A 22,079-nucleotide genomic window follows, 5' to 3' on the forward strand; every position below is an offset into this window, starting at 1 on the left:
GGATCACTGCTCCTTCGGGGCCCGGCCGCCCACGGCCTCGGTGTCCGCGTACTTCACCTTGAGCCGGTCCAGGTCCGTCAGGACGGACTGGTCGGACTTCGCGAGGTCGTGGCCCGACTTCTCCAGCAGCCCGCCGAGTTCACCGCAGCGGCCGCTCACGTCGCCGATGTACTTCTTCCAGGAGTCGTACAACTCCTTCTGCGCGGCGGCGCTCCGGCATCCGGTGGTGTCACCGAGCCCGGCCTGTCCGTTCTCCAGCGCGGTCAGCGCCTTGCCGATGTCGGCCTTCAGACCCGTGACGCCCTCGCCGGCCGTGACCCAGGCCTTCTTGTCGGACCTCAGATCCTCCGACGGTCCGCCGCCACCGCCCTGATCGGCCGGCCGCTGATTGAGGCGCATCCGGGTGGAACGGCCTTGCGCCGCCTCGGCCTTGAGCCCTTCCCACTCGTCCCACGTCATGCGTGAAACCCCCGTTTCCCGTTGTCCCGTGGCTCAGTTGGGTGTCCGGACCCGCGGGCGAACCCGGCCGAGCCGCAACGATCTACGGTTCCGAAGGCTGAAGTCAACAGGACCGGCGCCCTCGTGGAAGTGCGGATCGGTGGCCGGGACGCGCGGCGTCCGGCGCGAGCGGGGAAGCCGGTGTCCAGCCCGTGGAATTCGCCGCTCGGGTCCGCGCGGCCCTGCTGGACAGCACCCATGAGCAAGGTCGGGATCCGGGCCGACGCGACGGTCCAGGACCGCGACCAACTCGCCCAGCACGCCTGGCGCGACGCCGGTAACGAGGCGCGGGAGCGGTGGAGCCGCCGGGTGCGTCCCCTCTACTGACCCGGACGGAGCAGGGCAACCGCCGTGGTACCGATTCCTGACTTTGTCACGGCAGCTCAACCGCTTCGCACGTCCGGTCGATCGCCGCGATCCGGTGGTTAGGGTCGGTCCGTGATCACGGGCGGCACCAGCGGTTCGGGCGGGTGGACGGGTGTCCCGCGGGCCCCCTGGACGGCCGCGTTTGTGGACAGCCGGTGGCTGACGGGTGGCCGTTACAGTTGGTGACGAGAGGTGGGGGCGGCTGTGGACTTCGGGGTGTTGGGCCCGCTCGCCGTGCGGCGGGCCGGTGTACCGCTGGAACTGGGCACGCCGAAGGGGCGGTTGCTCCTGGCGGTCCTGCTGTGCCGGCCGGGCCGGATCGTCTCCGGCGACGCGCTGGCGGAGGCGATCTGGGGCGAGGAGCAGCCGAAGAGCGCTGCCAAGAACGTGCAGACCTACGTGTACCGGCTCCGGCAGGCGCTGGGGGATCCGGGCCGTATCGCCCGGGAGGGCCCCGGTTATCTGCTGCGCGCCGGCCGTGACGAGCTGGACGCGGCGCGCTTCGAGGATCTGGTGGACGTGGCCCGTTCGGCGCTGACGGCCGGTGATCCCGATCAGTCGCGGCGGCTGTACGACGAGGCCCTGGGACTCTGGCGGGGCCCCGCCTTCGCCGGGCTCGCCGACGTACCGGCCCTGGTCGCGGAGGCAGCGCGCCTGGACGAACTGCGGCTGGGGGTACTGGAAGAGCGCATCGACGTCGACCTGCGGCTCGGCCGACACGGCGAGCTTCTCGGCGAGCTGACCGCGCTGACGATGGAGCACCCCTTCCGCGAGGGGATGTGGGCCCGGCTCATGCTCGCGCTGTACCGCGGCGGCCGGCGCGCGGACGCACTGCTCGCGTATCTCCAGGTTCGCGACATCCTGGCCGAGGAGACGGGTCTGGAGCCCGGCCAGAAGCTGCGGGACCTGCACCGGACCATCCTCGGCGACGACCCCGTGGAACACCCCCCGCCGGATCCGGCGGTCGTGACCGGGAATCGGGAGCGCCGGAACGCGAAGAGTGCCCGGATGCTGCCTCCGACGCTCGGCGACTTCAGCGGCCGGCAGGCGGAGCTGTCGGAGATCGAGGCGGTGCTTCACCCGGACCGCGCCGCCGATCGGCCGGCCGCGGTGGTGACGGTCTCGGGCCCCGGCGGGGTCGGCAAGACCGCGCTCGCGGTGCAGGCCGCGCATCGCCTCAAGTCCGTCTACCCCGACGGGCAGTTGTTCGCTGCGCTGGCCGGTACACGTTCCCAGCCGGCCGACCCGGCAACGGTGCTCGGCCGCTTCCTGCGCGCGCTGGGAGTGCCCGCCAACGCGGTGCCGGACGATCCGGAGGAGCGCACGGATCTGTACCGGAGCATGCTCGCGGAACGCCGGATCCTGGTCGTGCTCGACGACGCCTTCGACGAGGAGCAGTTGGCTCCCCTTCTGCCGGCCAGCGGTAGGTGCGGTGTGATCGCCACCGGCCGCGTACGGCTGGGCGGTCTGGGCGGCGCGCACCGCGTCCAGCTCAGCGAGATGTCCGAGGCCGACAGTCTGGCCATGCTGGGCAACACCACGGGCGACTGGGTGGAGTCGGCCACCGGTGCGGAGCTGTCCGACCTGGTCAGGCTCTGTGCGCGGCTGCCGCTCGCGCTGCGCATCGTCGGGTCGCTCCTGGTGTCCCGGCCGCACTGGCGCGTCGCGGACGTGGTGTCCCGGCTGGCGGACGAACGGCACCGGCTGGACACCCTTCGCTACCGCGATCTCGAAGTGCGGGCCAGCTTCGCGCTGAGTTACGCGGGGCTCCGGCCCGAGGCGCGGCGGCTCTTCCGGCTCCTCGGGCTCCTGGAGGCGCCGGACTTCCCCCTCTGGGCGGCGGCCGCCGCGGCCGACACCGAACTGCGCGAGGCCCAGGAACTCCTCGACGAACTGGTCGACGTCCATCTGCTCGACGTCACCGGTACGCCGAACGGCCAGGCACGCTACGGTTTCCACGATCTGATCCGCGCCTACGCGAGGGAGCGCGCGCAGGTGGAGGAGGCGGCGGCGGAGCGGGACGAGGCCGTCGTCCGTGTCCTCGGCGCCCTGCTGGCCCTCACGGACATCGCCGACCGCGGCCACATGGGGCAGAACATGTTCCAGCGGGACGCCCCCCGCTGGCGGCCGGAGCGGGTGGAGGCGAGCCTGCCGCGTTCCGTGTCACCGATGGCGTCGCTGGACCGGGAGCGCGTGCCCTTGGTGGCGGGCGTACGGCAGGCGGCGGAGCTGGGCAGGGACGAGCTGTGCTGGGAGCTGGCCGTCGGAGGGCACGCGCTGTTCGAGACGGAGCGGTACTTCGACGACTGGCAGGAGTGCTACGAGACGGCGATGCGCCTGGCCGGTGCCGCGGGCGACGTACGGGGCCGGGCCAGGCTGCTCATCTCCCTGGCCGGACTGCGTTACGCCCGGCGCCGGTACGGTCCGGCCGAGGAGTCCAACACCGAGGCCATGGGCCTGTTCGAGCGGATCGGCGACCAACGGGGTTATCTGGAGGCGCTGAGCAACGCACCGTTCTTCCTCGTGCCCAACGGGCGCCTGACCGACGCGATCGCGGCGGGCCGCGAGGCCTGGGAGCGGCTCAACGCCGCCGGGCAGAAGGCGGCGGCACTGCACGCGTACTCGCAGGTCGGCCTCGCGCATCTCCAGGCGGGGAGACCTGAGGTCGCGGCGGAGGTTCTCACGGAGATCGTCGCCGGGGCGCGGCAGCAGGGAATCCGGACCCTGATCGCGCGGGACACCTACTGGCTCGGCCACGCGCAGCTCGCACTCGGCCGGCACGCGCCGGCGCAGGAGTCGTTCACCGAACTGACCGCGCACGTCCAGGACATCGGGCCGTCCGGCGCGTTCTACACCGCCCACGCCTGGGGCTGTCTCCACCTGGCCCGGGGCGAGTACGCCGACGCGCGCCGCCGTCTCCTCGAAGCCGTCGAGGTCGCGCGCACCACCCATGACCCCATGTTCGAGACCCGTGTTCTCGTCGACCTGCTCGACCTCCGGCTGTACGACCCGTGCGACCGCCGTGATCTGCGAACCGCCATCGATCGAGGGGAACACGCCGTCGAGGTGGCCCGCGGTATCCACTATCCGTATCTGCTCGCCGGTGTCCTGGAAAAGCTCGCCGGGCTGCGGGCCGCGGCCGGAGACGGGACCGCCGCGAGGAAGCTGACCGGCGAGGCGGCTGCCGTGCGAGCCGGGATCCGCTGAGGCGCACACCCGCTCACCTCGTATTCCAGGTGTGTGCTCGCCGTATTCCAGGGTGTGCCACGGTGCACCTCAGCAAGGCAATCGAACGTTCGGGGGCTTTCGAATGCGACAGCCCCCGTCAGCAGTGAGGTAACAACAGTGCAAAAGCGACGTATCGCGATGGCCGCCGCTCTGGTCACCTTGGCGCTCGGGCTCTCGGCCTGCGACGGTGACGAGGAGGGGGCGGCAGCCGAGGACACGCCGGCGGCCTCGACCTCGGACCCGGACGCGGCGTCGTCCGAGCCGACCGGCGGGGACGCCGACAACGAGGCTCCGGCAGCCGGGGGAGACGTCGCCGCGCCCGGAACGAAGCTCAAGGTCGGCGACAAGGCGGTCCTGCCGTTCGAGTACACGAGCGAAAAAAAGGGCACGGTCGCCGTCACCGTCACGGCGATCGAGGAGGGCGCCGAGGCGGACATGGCCGCCTTCGGTGAGAAGGCGGCGGGTATGACGCCCTACTTCATCAAGATGAAGGTGGAGAACGTCGGCGGCACCGACATGGCGTACGCGTCGCTGAAGCTGAACGGCGTGGTGGACGGTGGCGGCGGCACCGGTGTCATCCTCATCGGCGACATCCCGGGCAAGTGTGACAACGAGACCGCGCCCGCCGAGTTCACCACCAAGGGCGCGTCGTACGAGACCTGCACGCTCAGCGCCACGAAGGGCGAGACCGTCACGGGCGCCTCCTTCGACGAGGGTGACGCGTACAGCGACGACCCGGTCGTCTGGGCCAACTGAGAACCGGAATCACTGAGAAGCCACGGGGAGTCTTCATGAAGTTCAAGCGTGCGAGAAGGTTCGGTACCACCGGTGCGCTGGTCGCCGCGGCGTTCGGCTCGTCGATCGTCTTCACTCCGGCGTCGGCGTCGGCGGAGAGCGAATGGGTCTGCTACGGCACCCAGGTCAAGCGCTGCGCCACCGTCTGGTGGAACGAGGCCACCGGCACCTACCACGCGCGGGCGAAGATCACCGACGTGGCCGGCGGCGGCAACTACGAGGTCAAGGTCACCAACGTCAAGCTCCAGCGCTTCGACGGCGACCGCATGGTGACGGTGCGCACAAAGGCGGACACCGACGGGTGGCACGCCACCGAGGACGTGGCCCTGACGGCATCCGTGGACCCGTGCGTCTGGGACCAGAGTTTCAAAGTGTTGGCCACGTTCAGCTGGCGGGGTGCGTCCTCCGGCGAGAAGACCTGGCGCCCCGACACGGGTTGGTCCCTGATGTGCTGACCACCGGCATGTGCTGACCCGCCGAACGCTTCCGTCCCGCACCGACCGGTGCGGGACGGAAGCGTTTCCACCTCGGGCGCCGCTCAGCCGACCGGCGGCGGTTCGTGGCCGACAGCCGCGTGCCGCCGAGCCCTACCGGCACGCGGATGTCGAGCGGGGGAAACCGTCGTCGACGCCGGTGAGCTGCCCCGGACACGCGGAGAAGGAGCGCGCCACGACCGAGGTCGGCGCCGGGTTCTATCTCGACCCGCCGAACGAGGTCCGTGAGGGCGAGGGGCCGGCGCGCCGGTCTACTGGGAGCACCACAAGCACAAGACCGGCCCGGCACGTACGGCGTACGTGTACTGGTTCTTCTACCCCTGCAACAAGCTGGTCGCGGGCAACAGGCACGAGGGCGACTGGGAGCGCGTCGCGGTCCAGTTGCGCGACGGCGAGCCGCAGGCCGTGACGTTCGCCAAGCACGGCGGCGATCCCTGCCGCACGAAGTGGTCGGAGCTGAACCCGCGCGACGGGCATCCGGCGGTGTACTCGGCGCTCGGTTCGCACGGCTCCTACTCGACCGAGGGATTCCACCGGGTGTCCCACACGTTCGACCGGACGTCGGACGAAGGCGCCGAGTGGCGCACGTGGGACAACGTCCGCCCCGTCGACCGCGAGCCCTGGTGGGGCTACACCGGGTGGTGGGGCGCGCAGCAGCACGTGAACGGGTTCAACGGGCCGATGGGCCCGTACCCGAATCGTCAGCTGCCGGGCATCTTCACCGACGAACCCTGCGGGGACGCGGACAAGCCCCCGGCGGATCCCCCGGCCGACCCGCCGGCCGAGCAGCCCGCGCCCAACGCGCCCAAGACGGTGGAAGGGGCGATCCAGCGGTACGAGGAGTTCCTCCACGCCGTGGGCCGGGAGGACATCGACACGGTCTGCGAGGTGGCCGGGCCCGCGGCGAAGCAGGCCGAGGACCAGGGGTTCGGTCCCTGCGAGTCGACGTTCGCATCACGTTCCGGATGATCCCGCCGGAGAAGAAGAAGGCTCTCCAGACGGCGACGGTCGATCCGGGGGGCGTGACCGAGACGGCCCCCGACAAGTTCGAGATCCCGGCCGAGGCGGTCAGGGCCTCCGTCACCTTCTCCGAGAGCGAGATCGGCAGTTCCACCATGGGGTACGTGAAGGACGAGTGGTACGTCGTCGACTGACGGGCCTAGTCAGCGCCCGGGGGAAGCTGGGCGCGGATCGAGCCATCGAGTTCGTCCATGGTCCGCCGGAACGCGTGGTCGAGGTCGACGCCGTACCGGTGGGCGAGGATGAGGACTGACCAGAGGCAGTCGGCCAGTTCGTGTTCGAGGGCCTGGCGCCCGCCTCCGGGGCGGGCGCCTTCCTCGGCCATGACGAGCTTCGCGAGGTCGCCGACGTCCCCGACGAAGCCGAGCATGAACTCTTCGCGAGTCCAGACCCGGCCACGCGTGTGCTGGTTCAACTCGTCGTACAGATCGTGAATCCGCAGGGCCCGCGCCTGCAACTCGTGTAGGTCCATGCGCGTTCAAGCCCTCCGTGGACGCGTCAGACCGAGCGGAGGAACACGCTCCACGCGGTGGGGGTGAGGAGCAGGACGGGGCCGGTGGGGGTTTTGCTGTCGCGGACGGGGACGATGCCGGGGTGGCCGTGGGCGACCTCGACGCAGTTGCCGCCGTCGCCGTTGCTGTAGCTGGACTTACGCCAGTTCGCGGAGGTCAGGTCGGCGCTAGGCATGGGTTTGGCCGCCGGCGAAGGCGACGAAGTCGCTCCACGCGGTGGGGGTGAGGAGAAGCACCGGGCCGGTGGGGGTCTTGCTGTCGCGGACGGGGATAAGGCCGGGGTAGGCGTCGGCAACCTCGACGCAGTCGCCGCCGTCGCCGTTGCTGTAACTGGACTTACGCCACTGTGCGGTGCTCAGGTCGGGTCGGGGGAGCATGGTTTGTTCTCCTCGATCAGTCGCTCGATGAACGCCACGGTAGCTTGGGGCGAGAGGGCCAAATCCCTCAGCAGATCGTAGGACAGGCGTAGTTCGTCGACGGACGCTGCATCCTCCATCAACTCGCCCGAGTGGGCGTCTTCCGTATAGGCCACTGCCTTGCCGTCCGGAAGCCAGAGGATGGTGACCGACGTGCCCAGCAGGGCGTGTGGCCCCGCATCAAAAGGCAACACCTGAAGCGTGACGTTTGGCAACTGGCTGACCTCCAGCAGATATTCGAGCTGCCTCTCCCATTCCTTCGGATCGCGCGCCTTACGGCGCAGCACGGACTCGTCCAGGACCGCACGGAAGTGCAACGCGTTGTCCCTGCGCAGCAGCTCCTGACGTCCCAGCCTCGCCGCGACCTGCTCGGCCAGCTCGTGCTCGTCCCGCAGCCGGGCGGCTTGGAAAACCTCGCGGGCGTACCCCTCGGTCTGGAGCAGGCCAGGGATCGCGCCGACGGCGTACGAGTAGCGAACTGTCGCCTTCTCCTCAAGCTCCATGAAGCGTTTGTACTTGTCGCGGAACGCGTCATGGCGTGCCAGCTGCCACAGCATCAACAACTGCTCCCCCGACCCGTACACCGCGCTCAGCGCGGCGATCACCTCCGGTGACCCCACCCGCGCGCCCGTTTCGAGCTTGTGCAGATACGCACGGTCATACGTTGTGTCCTCGCCGAGCGTGGCCAAGGACTTGCCCGACTCCTCCCGCAACCGCGCCAGTTCCTTCGCGAGCATCTGCCGTGCGGACGGCCTCTGACCTGCGTTCGACTTCCGTGCGCCCATGACAACTCCCCTGTGTCCCACGGCAACCCGGCCATGGCCAAGCCCTTTTGGACATGGCCGCATCTGCCGATTCTTGATGCACGGAACGTAATTGCGCAATGACGGAAGGTGCGTACCCCTCATGTTCGAACCTGACGCTCGAACAGCGTCCCGCGTCACCGCCGATGTGGCCGAGCTGGACGCCGTCGTGCACGGCGGCGGTTTCTGGCGGCTCGTACCCGACTCCGTCCCCCGTGTGTACGCACCGTTGACACCTGAGCTGCTCCGGCGCGTTGAGCAAGGCCTGAAGCGGGTCGCGGAGTGAGCGGCAGCGAGGCGCGGCGGCTTCTGTCCCGGTTGATGAACACATTCGGTACGGATGGGGTGCTGGTGGTGCGGAAACTAGACAGCGGCAGCGACAGCGACGGCGGTAGCGACGGCGACAACGACACGGCGTGGCTTCTCGGCCCGGGGGCCGCACTTGCGTGGCCCAAGTGCGAGTGCGGCAGTCCGAAGTGTCCCGACTACGTACCGCCCGCCCCGCCGCCGACCGGCCTGAGCGCGCGTCTGGCGGAGCGCAACCAGCACAGTCGGCGGGGGCGGTTGTAGACCGTCAGGCGACGGCGGTCCCCTCCAGCTCGACCAGCTGGCCGGGAATCGCCAGTCGCGTCACCCCGAGCATCGTGGTGGTCGGCGCCGCCCCGGCGGCGCCCAGCCGCGCGGCCAGCACGCCGTAGTGCGGGAAGAGCTGATCGACGTCGGTCGTGTAGACGTTGAGCCGGACGAGGTTCGCGAGAGACATCCCGGCCTCGCTCAGCACGGCCTCCAGGTTGTCGATGCTCAGCGCCAACTGCTGCTCCATGTCACCAACCGCCGCCAATTGCATCAGATGCGAATTGGCGACAGCGTGCGAATCGCCCTGAAGGAGGGCGCCAACCGCGCTGCGGATTGGTGGCGTTGGGCGCTTGAACTACTGGTGACAGTAGCGGCAGGAACAGCCTTGCCGCCACTCACCCGGGGGGCTGACCTGCGGGTTTTCTGGCGACTCGCATAGGATGCGATTTCCTCGCATCAGATGCGAGTCACGGAGAGTGGTGGATCGGTGGGGTTCAACGGGTCGATACCGGGTGCGGCGAGGCTGCATCTGGTGGACGGGGTCGCGCTGCTGCGGCCGGAGGAACAGGTCTTCACGGCGATGCTGACGGGGTTCGCCAATCAGCAGCTGGCACGGAACCTGGCCCGCACGACGGTGGAGGGCCGGGAGAACGCGGTGAAGGCGTTCACCGCGTACATCGGTGTCCCGGTGGCAGCAGCCCGCGGCGCCGCCATCCGCCAGCAACTCCTCGACATGCCCGCTCCCGTCGTCGCGGACGCTCTCGGCTACCACCACAAGACCACCACCCGGCTCCGCAACGAGACCGGCGGCACATGGAGCCGATACGCCGCCGGAGACCACGGGAGGTCACCGATCGGCTGGGCACCCAAAAAAACCGGCGAGAGTTGATTTCGCGAGCCCATTTGTCATCGGTGTGATGCGAGAACTCGGCCTTCAGGTGGTACGAACCGGATCACAGGACACTAACCCTGCCGGTCCAGCCATTCTGAGATCACGCGGTTGGTTTCTTCGGGCATTTCCCCCTGGATCCAGTGACCGCAGTCCAGGCCGACCACTTCCACGTTGGGCACGAACTCTGCCAGTCTTTCGAACCTCGGGACCGCGAAGTCCTGGTCGCCGTAGATCATGAGGGTGGGCTGCTTGATGATCGGGTCGGCGTCCGCCAGCTGGTGCCAGTTGCGGTCGAGGTTCCTGTACCAGTTGATGCCGCCCGTGAATCCCGACGTCTCGAACGCGGAGATGATGACGGCCAGGTCACTCTCAGTCATGACGGGTTCACCGAGTGGTGTTTCCGCCTTGGCGAGGTTGATGAATGCCATGCCCGGCTCAGGGGGTGCGGGGGGCACGTTCTTCCGGTAGAGGTTGCGGAGGAACTGGGAGGTGTTGGCATCGAATACGGCGTCCGCGACGCCCGGCTGCCGGTTGAAGTGGACGAAGTAGAAGTCGCCGCCGAGGAAGGTTTCCATGACCTCGATCCACGGCGTTTCTCCGCGCTCCTGGTAAGGCAGGCTCAGGTTGATCAGCTTGTTCACCCGGTCGGGGTGCAGCAGGGTCAGTCCCCAGACGACGAACGCACCCCAGTCGTGGCCGACGAAGGTGGCGTCCTCGTAGCCGTAGTGGTCCAGGAGCGCGACGAGGTCACCCGTCAGGTGTTCGATGTCGTAGTCCGTCACCTCGGTCAAGCGGGATGAGTTGCCATATCCCCGCTGGTTCGGTGCGATGACGTGGTAGCCGGCTGCGGCGAGGACGGGCATCTGGTGACGCCAGGTGATGGTGTGCTCCGGCCAGCCGTGGCAGAGCACGATGGGCTTGCCCTTGTTTTCCCGGCCTGCTTCGAAGACTTCGAGCTCCACACCGTTGACCTGGATGAGGGTGGGCTCGGGAAATTCTGCTTGGTTGAACACTGCATTCCCTCTCTGGGGGCGTTCGCCGGTGGTCGACCTCCTCGATGAGGTCATGTCGCCAGCTTGCTCCCCAAACCGGTCACCTCATGACCGGTTTTTATGAGAGTTTTGTCGGTATGCGATCCGATCGGCTGGTGGCCATACTCCTCTTGCTCCAACGGCGCGAGCAGGTGACAGCCGCGGAGGTCTCCCGCGAGCTGGACGTCTCCGAGCGCACCGCCCGCCGTGACCTCGACGCCCTGGCCATGGCCGGGGTGCCCGTGTACTCCGTGCAGGGCCGAGGTGGCGGCTGGCGCCTGGTGGGCGGTGCTCGTACCGACCTGTCCGGGTTGACCGCCAGTGAGGCGCGGGCCCTGTTCCTGGCTGTCGGTCCGGCCTCGGATGCGACGCCGGCGATGAAGGCGGCTCTGCGCAAGCTCGTCCACGCTCTACCGAAGCCCTTCCAGGTTCAGGCCGAGGCAGCGGCGGCGTCGCTGGTCGTAGACCCGCAGCGATGGGGGGCGAACCGGATCGAGCACCGGCCGCCTCGCTTCCTCGACGAGCTCCAGGACGCGGTGATCCGCGGCGTCCAGGTGTCGCTCGGCTACGTCGACAGCAAAGGCGTCGAAACCCGGAGAACCGTCCACCCGCTGGGCATCGTCGCCAAAGGTCCTGTGTGGTACCTCGTCTCCAACACCGAGACCGGGAGACGGGTCTTCCGGATCGACCGCGTGTCGTCCGCCGACCCGACCGGCGACCCTGTGCACCGACCCGGGGACTTCGACCTTGCCGAGAGCTGGAACGAGATCGCCACAGAGGTCGATCGCAAACGAACGCCGCTGGAGACCCAGGCGGTATGCACACCCGACGGGATAGGCATACTCCGGATGGCGCTCGGCGACCGGCTCGACGTGGGAGGTTCCACGACCGACGGCCGCATCGAGGTCGTGATCCGCGGCCCCAACGAGTACATCCTCGCCGGCGAGCTCTCCGGGCTGGTCGAATGGGTCGAGGTGACCGGCCCTCCGAGTGTCCGAGACCGCCTGGCCTCGATCGGCAACGCCCTCGTCGAACGATACGGCCGGTCGCGCACCAGCGGAGACCTTCACCCGTCTTGAAGCGGACGAGGCAGGGCTTGGAGAAAAGTTCCGCTCAATAGGCTGGGTTTGTCCGTTCCGGCAGGAGCCCGGCTACGACGCCGGCGGGTCCGCTGGCCTGGCCCTCTGCGGGTGGACCGTCTCGTGCCGGACCAGCATCGCCACGCACTCGGCAATCTTCCGGGTGCGCGTCTCGGCGCGCTTGACGGCATTGACCCGGTTGATGAGGGCGAAGCGGTTGGTCTTGGTGAGTACCTCGAACATCGCCTGCGCCGCTGGGTCGGCGGCGATCGCGGCGCGCAGGTCGGCCGGCACCTCCGCTTCCGATGACGGCGCATAGGCGGCCGTCCACCGCCCGTCGGCCTTCGCGGCGTCCACCGCGGCGCGGCCGGCGGGCAGCATCAGACCGGCCGCCTCCAACCGGGCCACGTTGGTGACGTTGCGCTGGGACCAGACGCTGCGGGGCCGGCGCGGGGTGAACCGCCGCCAGGAGCTCTCCTCATCGCGCTTGCGGGCCTGCCCGTCGATCCAGCCGAAGCACAGTGCCTCGTCGACCGCCTGCTGCCAGGTCAGCGTGGTAACGGTGCCGCCCTTCCTGGTCAGGGCGAGCCACACGCCAGGAGAGGCGGTGTGGTTGTCCAGCAGCCACGCGCGCAGCGCCGCGCCGTCGGCAACGATCAACTCATCCAGCTCGGTTCCGGTCACCACCGCAGGTTAGTGCCGCAACCAGGTGTCGCGACCTGCCGGGGTGACTCGTTGAGCCCGCAGCGTCGATGTCGGCCTGGCTCGCCCTCGCCGACGCCACATGAAGAACGGCTGCCCTCTCCGGTCAGCTCAACGACCTCGGCGTCCCCACAGCCGCCGCCCGGACCGGAGCGATCCGCCACAGTGGGTCCTGGAGATGCCCGCCCCGTCGTCGACGCCCTCGGCTACCACGACGTCATCGCGACCCGCCTCGCATCCGAGGTCGGAGAAGACTGGAGTCCCTACGCCGACGACCACGTACGGTCACCAGCAGGCTGGGCCCCAGTCGGAACTGGCGACAGTTGAATACGCGAGCCCACCAGTAGTCGTGCTGAGGCTTGCCGTCGGCGCTCATCGCGGTCTGTCCCGAGATGTAGAGAGTCCGGGTGTGACCGGAGACGACCTCACCCTGGTTGAAGCCCATGTCCAGCGACCACGTCACGGGGTTGACCGCCACTCGTTCCACTGCCACTTCGGTTCCATTCGTCTCGGCGACTTCGTGTGCAACGAGGGGTTCGGCGCTCGCCTCCGCCATGCGGAAAGTGGTCGACGCCCTGCCCGAGAGCCACCGGGCCTCCGCGAGTGACGCGGCCCAGCGTTTTCTCGTGGACCCGCAGACCGATCTGCTCTCACGCCGGCTGGTCACCGAGGAGGTGCCCGACACCACGATGATCGAGGTCAGGCGTGCCGTGCTCGCCGGGCACAAGCTGCGCATCCACTACGCGGCGACGGGCCAGGCGCCGCGGTGGCGGTCGGTGGACCCGATCGGGCTGGTGACCGTACGGGAGCGGGCCTACCTGCTGGCGACGAGATCCGGCGCGGACCGTACGTACCGGCTGTCGCGGGTGCTGGCCGCCGAGGGACTTCCCGAAGCGGCCGAGCGCCCGAACCGGGTGGATCTGGACCGGATCTGGCGGGAGCGCTCCGCGCGGTTCCTCTCCGGTGGTGACCACATCACCGTGCTGGTGCGGGTGAGTCCGGCCCGGCGGGAGGACCTGCTGGACTCCGCGCTGGCTGTCCGGGCGGAGGAACCCGGGGCGGACGGCTGGCCGCGGCTGGAGGTGACCTTTCAGGATTTCCGGCATGCCGAATGGGCGCTTTGGCAGCTCGGTACGGACGCGGAGGCCCTGGCCCCGCGTTGGCTGCGTACGTCCCTGCGCGAGCGCGCCGTGGAGATCGCCGCTCGCTACGGGGACTCGTAGGGGCGCTTTCGGCATCGGAGCGGGGTCGGCGGTCGTCGGTGGTCTTCGGGCTGGCCCAGTCCTCCGTGGGAGGGCGTCCGGACGGAGGAAGTACATGAACGACCTCAGTGGTTTCAAGGACATCTCCCCGACCACGCTCGCCGAATCCCTGGGCCGCGGACAGGTCATGGACCTCGGCATCCGCCCGCTCTGGCCGTCGGTGCCGCGGATCGCCGGCCCGGCGTTCACCGTGCGGTGCGCGCCCGGTGACAACCTCATGCTGCACGCGGCGATCTACCGCGCGGAGCCGGGCTCGGTGATCGTCGTCCAGGCGGGGGATGTGGATTACGCGCTGGCCGGCGGGAACGTGTGCGCCGTTGCCAGCGGCGCGGGATCGCGGGGTTCGTTCTCGACGGGGTGATGCGCGACCTGGCGGAGGTACGGGAGTTGAACTTCCCGGTCTGGTCCAGGGCTGCTACGAGCGCTTCGATCCGGCGACGCCTCCGGGGCTGCGGCCCCCCGCCGCGGCTGACGTCGACACCTCGGACCACGGTGACGAGGTCGCACGCAGCGGCCGGTTCGGCCCTGTCGCCGTCCGGCGCCATGAGTGGGACCTGACGTACACGACATCGGAGTACCTGGACGTCCTGCGGACCTACTCCGGCCACCGCGCACTCTTGCCGCAGGCCCGTGAGGGGCTGCTGGCGTGCGTCGCGGGACTGATCGACGGGCGGTACGGCGGCCGGATCACCAAGCGGTACCTGACCGAGCTGCGGGTGGCGCGAACGGTGTGATCGTCGCGATCCCGTCCTCCCGTGACCGGCCGGGACCCTGTGACCGGCCGGCTCGGCTGGACGCCCTCCCGGATCCGTCGGCGCCGGCGGATCAGTCGAGGACGTGCCGCAGATACAGCCGCGGATCGGACAGATAGCGGCGCCAGTGGTCCACCAGGGCCAGGTCGTCCCAGGTGGTCCGGCGCATGCCGTGGTCGCCGACCTCGATGATGTCCGCGCCCGGGAGCGCGGTCAGCAGCGGGGAGTGCGTGGCGCAGATGACCTGGCCGCCGTTCTGCGCCAACTGGTCCATGTGGCCGATGAGTTCGAGGCAGGACTGGAAGGAGAGCGCGGCCTCCGGTTCGTCCATCACATACAGCCCGGCCTGCTGGAACTTCTGCCGGAACACCGCCAGGAAGCCCTCGCCGTGGCTGGCCGACTCCGGGTCGAAACTCTCGCGCTTCAGCGCGTCCATCGCCGTCTCCGCGCGCAGGAAGAATCCCTGCCGCGCCGACCAGTTGCCGAGCATCCGTCTGCCCCGGCCCGGCGCCGCGTCGAAGCGGAGCCTTTCGCCCAGTGGCGACTTGGCGCGCGGACTGGCGTAACGCCAGTCGTGCGAGCTGCCCCACGGGTCGAGGCCGAAGCCCTCCGCGAGCGCCTCCACGAGCGTCGACTTGCCGGAGCCGTTCTCGCCGACGAGGAAGGTCACGGGGGCGGTGAAGTTCAGACCGCCCGCCAGCAGCTCGGCGACGCACGGCACCGACCAGGGCCAGACATCCGCTTCTCCCGGGGGCCTCGATGCGTACGCACGTTCGACGATCACCTCTCGACCCTCTCACAGGACCGGACAACGAGACGCGCCCTCCGTGGTCGGCCGGAGGGCGCGTCTCGTGGTGGAGATGGGTGGCGCGGGGTGGATCAGGTGGCGGGCCTCAGGAGTTGCGGGCCGACCACCAGGCCGGGAGCGCCGCGAGCAACTCGCCGTAGACCTCCGCGTCCGAAAGGTCCTTCGGGGCGGGGCCCGCGTGGAAGAACGCCACGTTCGGCGCCTTCTCGTCCGCGCCCAGCTTCCGCGCGAAGTCGAAACCCTTCGCGTCGTGCTCGCCGAACGCCACGAACTGCCAGAACAGCGGCAGCTTCGCCGCGTCCGCGAACGCCTTCTCCGCAGCCTGCTTGGCCGTCGGCGCGCCGTCCGTCTGGAAGATCACCAGCGCGGGGCCGGAGTTGCCCGACTTCTCGTGCAGGGCGACGACCTCTTCCACCGCGCGGTGGTAGTTCGTACGGCCCATGTGACCGAGCCCGGCGTGCAGTTCGTCCACCCGGCTCTCGTACGAGGTGAGGGAGACCTCGCCCGTACCGTCGATGTCCGTCGAGAAGAAGACGACCGGCACGGTCGCCTTCTTGTCCAACTGGGCCGAGAGCGCCAGCGTCTGTTCGGCGAGGTGCTGCGCGCTGCCGTCCTTGAAGTACGGGCGCATGGAACCCGAACGGTCGAGTACGAGGTAGACGGTCACCCGCTCCCCGGCCAGACCGGCGGCCTTGAGCGCGACGCCCGCGGCCTTGTACGAGTCGAGGAGTTCGGGCGCGCTGGTCTTGACCCGCGCGGCGGAGTTCGCGGGCTTGCCCGCGGGGGCGGGGGTGGGCTCGGGCTGCGCCGCGACGGCCGGCTCGGGTGTCGGGTGGGGTACGACCTCGGCGGTGACCGGCTCGGGTTCGGGGTCGGGTGCGACCTCGGCCACGACGGGCTCGGACTTGGGGGTGGGCTCCGGCTCGGGCCGCGCTTCGGCGACCGGCTCGGGTGCGACCTCGGTGACGTCCGGCTCGGGGGTCGGCTCGGCGGCGACCTCCGCCACCGGCTCCGCCGGCTTCGCGGGCTCCGGCTCGACCACCGGTTCAGGTTCCGCCTCCGGTTCCGGCGTGGACTGGGCCTGGGCCGGGACCGTCGCCGTCTTCGGCTCCTCCCGCTTCGTCTGCGCCGGGACACTGGGGTTGTCGAAGGCGGCGGCGACCAGATCCTCGGCCTTCTCCTCCTCCGTCTTCTTGCTCGGCGTGGGCTTCTCCGCCGTTACTTCGTCCGCGGCGGGTGACGGCTCCTTGGCCGGCGCGGGCACCTTGGCGGTGGCCTTCGCCGACTCGGCCGTCGTGGTCGCCGTGCTCGCGGAGGGCGTTGTGGACTCCGACTGATGCGAGCGATCGGTCTGGGCCGGCACCGACGTGGCCACCGACTCGTCACTCTCCGCACGCTCGCGTCCAAACACCTTGCGCAGCAAGCTCCGAATGCCCATGGGCGAGGCCTTTCAGATGAGTTGGGTGCGGCATATATCCGCATTTGGAACAGGGGATCCGGGGGTGCGCCCGGACCGAAACTCGGCATCCCTGGCCACGGCGGATACGTAAGGTTAGCGGCCACCCGGCGCCTGCCCCGGCAGGGGCGCCCCGGGACCTGGAATGTGCCTCCGACGAATGCCCGGCCGACACCCGGCCCACGCCCGGCCGATGCCCCCGGAGACCCGGTGAATGCGCGGTCGGCTCACATTCATTCCGCGTTCATCTCGAGGCCGCTGAACCGGGTGCCTACGCGCATAGCGTCGCCGCCGTACATATCCCGACACATTGTCGGCGCAGGGCGCGCCGAGCAAAGCCCACCGGAGGGGAAAGTGCGCAAACTGCTGCCGCTGCTGAACTCGCACCCGGGCGGACGTTCCGCCATGACCTGCCGTTACCGCTGCGGTGACGCCTGTTTCCACGAGACGCCCAACACCAGTGACAACGAGTATGTCGGCGACGTCATAGCCGGTGTCCTCTCCCGTCGCTCCATCATGCGCGGCGCCGCCGTGGTGACCGTCGCCGCCGCCGCGGGAACCGCGTTCGTCGCGGGCCCCGGCAACTCCCCGGCCTCCGCCACCTCCCTCGCCGCCGGCGGCAACGGCCAGGGCGGCAAGAAGCCCGACGGCGCCCGTGGACTGCGCTTCGCGCCCGTCGCGCCCAACACCGCCGACAAGGTGACCGTCCCCGACGGCTACACGCAGAACATCGTCATCCGCTGGGGCGACCCGATCCTGCGCGGCGCACCGGAGTTCGACCCGAACAAGCAGACCGCCAAGGCGCAGGCCGGGCAGTTCGGTTACAACAACGACTTCCTGAGCCTCCTCCCGCTCAAGAGCGAGCGCGGAAAGCAGCTCCTCGTGGCCAACCACGAGTACACGGACGAAATCCTGATGTTCAAGGGTTACGACGCCGACAAGCCCACCCGCGAGCAGGTCGAGATCGCCTGGGCCGCGCACGGCCTGTCGGTCGTCGTGGTGGACGAGCAGCCGCGCAGCGGGAAGCTCACCGTCGTACCGCGTCACGAGCTGAACCGCCGTATCACCGTCACGTCCGAATTCCGGCTGACCGGACCGGCCGCGGGCGGCGCGCTGCTCCGCACCTCGGCCGACCGTACGGGCAAGAAGGTCTACGGCACGCTCAACAACTGCGCCGGCGGCACCACCCCGTGGGGCACGATCCTGTCGGGCGAGGAGAACTTCAACCAGTACTTCGCCAACGGGTCGAGCGCGACCGACAAGCGCTACGGCATCGGTACCGCCGCCACCGAGCGCAAGTGGGAGCAGTTCGACAAGCGCTTCGACCTGAAGCAGGAGCCCAACGAGGCGCACCGCTTCGGCTGGGTCGTCGAACTGGACCCGTACGACCCCGACTTCACGCCGCGCAAGCGCACCGCGCTCGGGCGCTTCAAGCACGAGGCCGCGCAGCCGCGCCTGACCGGCGACGGCCGCGCCGTCGTCTACATGGGTGACGACGAGAAGTTCGACTACTTCTACAAGTTCGTGTCGTCCAAGGCGATGAAGAAGGGCAACAGCCGCGCCGCCCGCGACCACAACCTCACGCTGCTGGACGAGGGCACGCTCTACGTCGCGAAGCTGACCGGCGACAGCCCGGTCGAGGACATCGACGGCAGCGGCAAGCTCCCCAAGGACGGCGAGTTCGACGGCTCCGGCGTGTGGATCCCGCTCGCCACCGGCGACGTCTCGCACGTGCCCGGCATGACCGCCGAAGAGGTGTACGTCTTCACGCGCCTGGCCGGCGACAAGGTCGGCGCCACGAAGATGGACCGCCCCGAGGACGTCGAGCCCTCGCCGCGCACGGGCCGGGTGTACGTCGCGCTGACGAACAACTCGGACCGCGGCGCCGCCGGCAAGGCCGGGGTGGACGAGGCCAACCCGCGCAACGCCAACAAGCACGGTCAGATCCTGGAGCTCGCCGAGAACTGGGACGACCCGGCCGGCGACGGGTTCGCCTGGCGGCTGTTCCTGGTCGCGGGCGACCCGAAGGACCCGGCGACGTACTTCGCCGGCTTCCCGAAGGACAAGGTCAGCCCGATCTCCTGCCCGGACAACGTGGCGTTCGACGACCACGGCAACCTGTGGATCTCGACGGACGGCGCGCAACTCGGCTCGCACGACGGGCTGTTCGGCGTGGCGACGCAGGGGGAGCGGCGCGGTGAGCTGAAGCAGTTCCTCACCGTTCCCAACGGCGCGGAGACCTGCGGCCCGATCATCCAGGACCGGCGCGTCCTGGTCGCGGTGCAGCACCCGGGCGAGATCGACGGCGCGACGGTCGAGAACCCGCTGAGCGCGTGGCCCGACGGCCGCGGCAAGATGGTCCGCCCTGCGGTGGTCGCGGTCTGGCGCAAGGACGGCGGCGACATCGGCGTCTGACGCGCTGGTGCGTGCCGGATGACGGGGCCGCGTGCACGGCCGGCCCGGCGGCCGGTTCGTCCTCGATCGCCGGACGGGCTCAATGAGCCCGCCCGGCGATCGAGGGCACCCGAGCTCGCCCTCCAGGACCACCCGGTACGCGGTGTGGCCGACCGGGCCGACCGGGCCGGCCCGGCGGGGCACTTCGTTCCTACGGCACCGCGTGGTGCCAGGCCGCCTCGCGGGCCTGCGCGTAGCGCAGGACGTCGACCGGGTTCGTGATCAGTTCGACGCGGGTCGTCCCGTCGTCGGCGCCGAAGCGCGGCAGCGCGACCACCCTTGAGTCGAAGATCCAGAAGTCCCCTTCGGGGAGGTCGAGTTCGGCGGCGCGTTCGCGGGACAGGATCCGGAGGTCCTCGTCGGCCCGTGCTCGCGGGCCGGAGCCCGCGGGGTCCGGGGCGTCGACGGTGTCGACCAGGCGCACGCGCTCGAAGCGCCTGCCCGGAGCCGGACGCCCGGCGCGGGGGCGGGTTCGTCCGTCGCTCGCGTAACGCCGGCGGGTCTCCAGCCCCCACACGCTGTGCTCCAGCGTGGTGAACATCTCGCCGAACTCCTCCGGGGAGATCCACTGCGCCACCCGCACGGGCTCCTTCGGACCGAAGTTCGCGAGCAGCTCGCGGGGCACCACGACCGCGCTCTCGCGCTCCGTCGGACGGTGGAGCTGGGTCAGCTCCGCGGGATCGGTGACGGTGTCGCCCTGCACCACGTAGTCGTCCGTCCCGGGCACTTCGTAGAGCGTCGGGCAGTTGCCGTTTCCACTGTTCGTACCGACCTTGCTGAGTCGTCGGGCCATGGGTCCCCCTGGGCGGACGGGCGGTCTGGGTCTGCCGGGCACCGTAGCGCCGGGTGGGAGGTCGGCGACAGGGCGCATTCGGTCGCGTGGCGCGCCCCCTCCGGAGAGCCCGGAAGTCCCGTCGCCGGTGTCCGGAAGTCCTTTGCCTCCTCCGCCCGCGTCGCTTATCGTCGACACCGTCCTTGTCGTCTCCGATAGAGGTGGACGTTGCGCATCTGAGGTTCGCGATCAGCACGCCGTACGGCTCCCCGGCTTCATGCCGGTCTCCCGCCGTACGCCCGCGTGGCAGCGACCTCGATGCATGGGCCGTCCCCCGATCCACGGACCGACGGACAGCCGCATCTTCTCCTCCGGGCTCCGGCCCGCCGGTCCGTACGGGCCCGGTCGCCGCGTGGTGGTCGCATACGACGTCCCCCATCCCACCGCGCCCCGCGAGGACACCACCATGTCTCAACCCATCACCCCCAGCGCCTTCCTGACCTGCTCCGCGCTGTCCTTCCAGTGGGCGGACGGCACGCCCGTCTTCGACGGGCTCTCCCTCAGCGTCGGGCGGGGCCGCAACGGTCTCGTCGGCACCAACGGGACCGGCAAGACCACCCTCATGCGGCTGCTGGCGGGCGAACTGCGGCCCTCCGCAGGATCGGTCACCGTCGGCGGCAGCCTCGCCCACCTGCCGCAGAACATCACCCTCGACACCGCCCTCCGTGTCGACCAGGCCCTCGGCATCGCCGAGCGCCGCGACGCGCTGCGCGCCATCGAGAACGGAGACGTACGCGAGGAGCACTTCGAGACCGTCGGCGAGGACTGGGACGTCGAGGAACGCGCGATCGCCACCCTCGGCTCACTCGGGCTCGGCGGCATCGACCTCGACCGCACCGTCGGCGAGATCTCCGGCGGCGAGACGGTCCTGCTGCGCCTGGCCGCGCTGCTCCTGGAGCGGCCCGACGTCCTGCTGCTGGACGAGCCGACGAACAACCTGGACCTGCCGGCCCGCCGCAGGCTCTACGAGGCCGTCGACTCCTGGCGCTCCGGCGTGCTGGTCGTGATCAGCCACGACCGCGAGCTGCTGGAGCGCGTCGACCGCATCGCCGAGCTGCGGTCCGGCTCGGTGAGCTGGTACGGGGGCGGCTGGTCCGCGTACCAGGAGGCGCTGGCCACCGAGCAGGAGGCGGCGGGCCGCACGCTGCGCGCCGCCGACGCCGACGTACGCCGGCAGAAGCGGGAGCTGGAGGAGGCGCAGATCAAGAGCGCCCGCCGCCAGCGCCAGGACAAGAAGCTCAACGCCCAGCGGAAGGCCTCCCGGATCGTGGCGGGCGGACTCAAACGGTCCGCGCAGGAGTCGGCGGGCAGGTCGCGGGTCCTGCACGAGGAGCGGCTGACCGAGGCACGCGAGCGCCGCGAGGAGGCGGCGGACGCGATCCGCGACGACGCCGAGATCAAGGTGAGCCTGCCCGCCACGGCCGTGCCCGCGGGCCGTACGGTCCTGACGCTGCGCGAGGTACGGCCCCGCTACGGGAAGCTGCGCGAGGGCACCCTCGACGTACGCGGGCCGGAACGGATCGCCCTCGTCGGACGCAACGGGTCCGGCAAGACGACCCTGCTGCGCACGCTGACCGGAGAGCTGGCGCCGCTGTCCGGCGAGGCCGGGACCTTCGTACCGCTGCGGTTCTTGCCGCAGCGTCTCGACGTGCTCGACCCGGAGCTGAGCATCGCGGCGAACGTCGCGCGCCTGGCGCCCGGCGTCACCGATCAGCACATCCGCTCGCAGCTCGCGCGCTTCCTCTTCAAGGGCGCACGGGCGGCGCAGCTCGCCGGCACGCTCTCGGGCGGCGAGCGGTTCCGCGCGGCCCTCGCCGCGATGATGCTCGCCGCGCCCGCCCCGCAACTGCTGATGCTGGACGAGCCGACGAACAGCCTCGACATCGCCAGCGTGCGGCAGTTGACGGGCGCGCTGGAGTCCTACGAAGGCGCGCTGCTGATCGCGAGCCACGACCTGCCGTTCCTCGAATCGGTGGGGATCACGCGCTGGCTGGTGGTCGGGGACGAACTGCGCGAGACGTCGAGGGACGAGGTGCGGGACGTGCTGGAGGCGTCGTCGGAAATGGCCGAGCCGCCGCAGGAGGACACGCTCTAAGCTCGGGG

General features: G+C 70.0%; 22 protein-coding genes and 4 pseudogenes. 14 read left to right on the forward strand and 12 right to left on the reverse strand.

Annotated elements, in window-relative coordinates; genetic code table 11:
* Positions 1-3 precede the first annotated feature (3 nt).
* Positions 4-459, reverse strand: a complete 456-nt coding sequence (locus SSPS47_RS17420; protein ID WP_164251905.1) for a hypothetical protein — start codon at positions 457-459, stop codon at positions 4-6.
* 237 nt (positions 460-696) lie between these two features.
* Here SSPS47_RS17420 and SSPS47_RS35990 point away from each other — a divergent pair, with 237 nt between their 5' ends.
* The 6 genes from SSPS47_RS35990 to SSPS47_RS34870 all read left to right on the forward strand — a co-directional run bounded on the left by SSPS47_RS35990 (position 697) and on the right by SSPS47_RS34870 (position 6,535).
* Positions 697-825 carry a hypothetical protein gene (locus tag SSPS47_RS35990; protein ID WP_275405154.1) on the forward strand — a complete coding sequence of 43 codons (129 nt, stop codon included), beginning with the start codon at positions 697-699 and terminating at the stop codon, positions 823-825.
* Between the two features lie 243 nt (positions 826-1,068).
* Positions 1,069-4,071 carry an AfsR/SARP family transcriptional regulator gene (locus tag SSPS47_RS17425; protein ID WP_164251906.1) on the forward strand — a complete coding sequence of 1,001 codons (3,003 nt, stop codon included), beginning with the start codon at positions 1,069-1,071 and terminating at the stop codon, positions 4,069-4,071.
* Positions 4,072-4,230: 159 nt separating this feature from the next.
* Positions 4,231-4,848: a hypothetical protein gene (locus tag SSPS47_RS17430; RefSeq protein ID WP_164254633.1), complete on the forward strand. Its 618-nt coding sequence runs from the start codon at positions 4,231-4,233 to the stop codon at positions 4,846-4,848.
* 35 nt (positions 4,849-4,883) lie between these two features.
* Entirely contained in the window at positions 4,884-5,342 is a 459-nt protein-coding gene (locus SSPS47_RS17435; RefSeq protein WP_164251907.1) for a hypothetical protein, read from the forward strand.
* 339 nt (positions 5,343-5,681) lie between these two features.
* On the forward strand, positions 5,682-6,350 hold the full coding sequence (locus SSPS47_RS34865) for a hypothetical protein (protein ID WP_203557863.1): 669 nt from the start codon (positions 5,682-5,684) through the stop codon (positions 6,348-6,350).
* Entirely contained in the window at positions 6,347-6,535 is a 189-nt protein-coding gene (locus tag SSPS47_RS34870; RefSeq protein ID WP_203557864.1) for a hypothetical protein, read from the forward strand. The genes SSPS47_RS34865 and SSPS47_RS34870 overlap by 4 nt, the downstream gene beginning before the upstream one ends.
* Positions 6,536-6,540: 5 nt before the next feature.
* On the opposite strand, the gene SSPS47_RS17445 is transcribed toward SSPS47_RS34870, so the two are convergent.
* From SSPS47_RS17445 to SSPS47_RS17460, 4 genes are read right to left on the reverse strand one after another with little or no spacing between them, the layout of a single operon-like run.
* Complete coding sequence (locus tag SSPS47_RS17445; protein WP_164251908.1) at positions 6,541-6,873, reverse strand: MazG nucleotide pyrophosphohydrolase domain-containing protein; 333 nt, start codon at positions 6,871-6,873, stop codon at positions 6,541-6,543.
* A gap of 26 nt (positions 6,874-6,899) precedes the next feature.
* Positions 6,900-7,088 carry a DUF397 domain-containing protein gene (locus SSPS47_RS17450; protein WP_164251909.1) on the reverse strand — a complete coding sequence of 63 codons (189 nt, stop codon included), beginning with the start codon at positions 7,086-7,088 and terminating at the stop codon, positions 6,900-6,902.
* The gene (locus SSPS47_RS17455) at positions 7,081-7,290 is read right to left on the reverse strand and encodes a DUF397 domain-containing protein (RefSeq protein WP_164251910.1); all 210 of its coding nucleotides are present in this window, start codon (positions 7,288-7,290) and stop codon (positions 7,081-7,083) included. The genes SSPS47_RS17450 and SSPS47_RS17455 overlap by 8 nt, the downstream gene beginning before the upstream one ends.
* Positions 7,269-8,114: a helix-turn-helix transcriptional regulator gene (locus SSPS47_RS17460; RefSeq protein WP_164251911.1), complete on the reverse strand. Its 846-nt coding sequence runs from the start codon at positions 8,112-8,114 to the stop codon at positions 7,269-7,271. Before SSPS47_RS17460 ends, SSPS47_RS17455 begins: the two co-directional genes overlap by 22 nt.
* Positions 8,115-8,235: 121 nt before the next feature.
* On the opposite strand from SSPS47_RS17460, the gene SSPS47_RS17465 reads away from it, so the two are divergent.
* Positions 8,236-8,418: a hypothetical protein gene (locus SSPS47_RS17465; protein WP_164251912.1), complete on the forward strand. Its 183-nt coding sequence runs from the start codon at positions 8,236-8,238 to the stop codon at positions 8,416-8,418.
* 288 nt (positions 8,419-8,706) lie between these two features.
* Here SSPS47_RS17465 and SSPS47_RS17470 read toward each other — a convergent pair whose 3' ends face one another.
* Complete coding sequence (locus SSPS47_RS17470) at positions 8,707-8,979, reverse strand: RidA family protein (protein ID WP_164251913.1); 273 nt, start codon at positions 8,977-8,979, stop codon at positions 8,707-8,709.
* Between the two features lie 216 nt (positions 8,980-9,195).
* On the opposite strand from SSPS47_RS17470, the gene SSPS47_RS35465 reads away from it, so the two are divergent.
* Positions 9,196-9,597: a hypothetical protein gene (locus SSPS47_RS35465; protein WP_164251914.1), complete on the forward strand. Its 402-nt coding sequence runs from the start codon at positions 9,196-9,198 to the stop codon at positions 9,595-9,597.
* 74 nt (positions 9,598-9,671) lie between these two features.
* Here the strand turns inward: SSPS47_RS35465 and SSPS47_RS17480 are convergent, their stop codons facing one another.
* Positions 9,672-10,613, reverse strand: coding sequence for an alpha/beta hydrolase (locus tag SSPS47_RS17480; RefSeq protein WP_164251915.1), 942 nt, complete (start codon positions 10,611-10,613; stop codon positions 9,672-9,674).
* 116 nt (positions 10,614-10,729) lie between these two features.
* Between SSPS47_RS17480 and SSPS47_RS17485 the strand changes: the two genes are divergently transcribed.
* Complete coding sequence (locus SSPS47_RS17485) at positions 10,730-11,710, forward strand: WYL domain-containing protein (RefSeq protein WP_164254635.1); 981 nt, start codon at positions 10,730-10,732, stop codon at positions 11,708-11,710.
* Between the two features lie 72 nt (positions 11,711-11,782).
* Here SSPS47_RS17485 and SSPS47_RS17490 read toward each other — a convergent pair whose 3' ends face one another.
* Together SSPS47_RS17490 and SSPS47_RS17495 are read right to left on the reverse strand one after the other, a co-directional pair.
* A complete protein-coding gene (locus SSPS47_RS17490; RefSeq protein WP_203557865.1) occupies positions 11,783-12,397 on the reverse strand; it encodes a YdeI/OmpD-associated family protein in 615 nt (204 codons plus the stop codon).
* Positions 12,398-12,758: 361 nt separating this feature from the next.
* Positions 12,759-12,899: pseudogene (locus SSPS47_RS17495) on the reverse strand (RidA family protein); the annotation flags it as partial.
* A 46-nt stretch (positions 12,900-12,945) separates the two neighbouring features.
* On the opposite strand from SSPS47_RS17495, the pseudogene SSPS47_RS17500 reads away from it, so the two are divergent.
* The 3 pseudogenes from SSPS47_RS17500 to SSPS47_RS35470 form a co-directional block, all read left to right on the forward strand.
* Positions 12,946-13,635, forward strand: a pseudogene (locus SSPS47_RS17500) (WYL domain-containing protein); the annotation flags it as partial.
* Positions 13,636-13,729: 94 nt separating this feature from the next.
* A pseudogene (locus SSPS47_RS17505) lies at positions 13,730-14,085 on the forward strand (RraA family protein); the annotation flags it as partial.
* A pseudogene (locus SSPS47_RS35470) lies at positions 14,079-14,408 on the forward strand (SAM-dependent methyltransferase); the annotation flags it as partial. The pseudogenes SSPS47_RS17505 and SSPS47_RS35470, both read left to right, overlap by 7 nt.
* 91 nt (positions 14,409-14,499) lie before the next feature.
* Here the strand turns inward: SSPS47_RS35470 and SSPS47_RS17510 are convergent.
* Together SSPS47_RS17510 and SSPS47_RS17515 are read right to left on the reverse strand one after the other, a co-directional pair.
* The gene (locus SSPS47_RS17510) at positions 14,500-15,210 is read right to left on the reverse strand and encodes an AAA family ATPase (protein WP_164251917.1); all 711 of its coding nucleotides are present in this window, start codon (positions 15,208-15,210) and stop codon (positions 14,500-14,502) included.
* A 109-nt stretch (positions 15,211-15,319) separates the two neighbouring features.
* Complete coding sequence (locus tag SSPS47_RS17515) at positions 15,320-16,672, reverse strand: VWA domain-containing protein (protein WP_203557866.1); 1,353 nt, start codon at positions 16,670-16,672, stop codon at positions 15,320-15,322.
* Positions 16,673-17,044: 372 nt separating this feature from the next.
* Between SSPS47_RS17515 and SSPS47_RS17520 the strand changes: the two genes are divergently transcribed.
* Complete coding sequence (locus SSPS47_RS17520) at positions 17,045-19,105, forward strand: PhoX family phosphatase (protein ID WP_164251918.1); 2,061 nt, start codon at positions 17,045-17,047, stop codon at positions 19,103-19,105.
* Between the two features lie 190 nt (positions 19,106-19,295).
* On the opposite strand, the gene SSPS47_RS17525 is transcribed toward SSPS47_RS17520, so the two are convergent.
* Positions 19,296-19,937 carry a DUF6879 family protein gene (locus SSPS47_RS17525; RefSeq protein WP_164251919.1) on the reverse strand — a complete coding sequence of 214 codons (642 nt, stop codon included), beginning with the start codon at positions 19,935-19,937 and terminating at the stop codon, positions 19,296-19,298.
* 445 nt (positions 19,938-20,382) lie between these two features.
* Here SSPS47_RS17525 and SSPS47_RS17530 point away from each other — a divergent pair, with 445 nt between their 5' ends.
* Positions 20,383-22,071, forward strand: coding sequence for an ATP-binding cassette domain-containing protein (locus SSPS47_RS17530; protein WP_164251920.1), 1,689 nt, complete (start codon positions 20,383-20,385; stop codon positions 22,069-22,071).
* The last annotated feature ends 8 nt before the right edge of the window (positions 22,072-22,079 follow it).

This window comes from Streptomyces sp. S4.7 (assembly GCF_010384365.1).
GTDB lineage: Bacteria > Actinomycetota > Actinomycetes > Streptomycetales > Streptomycetaceae > Streptomyces.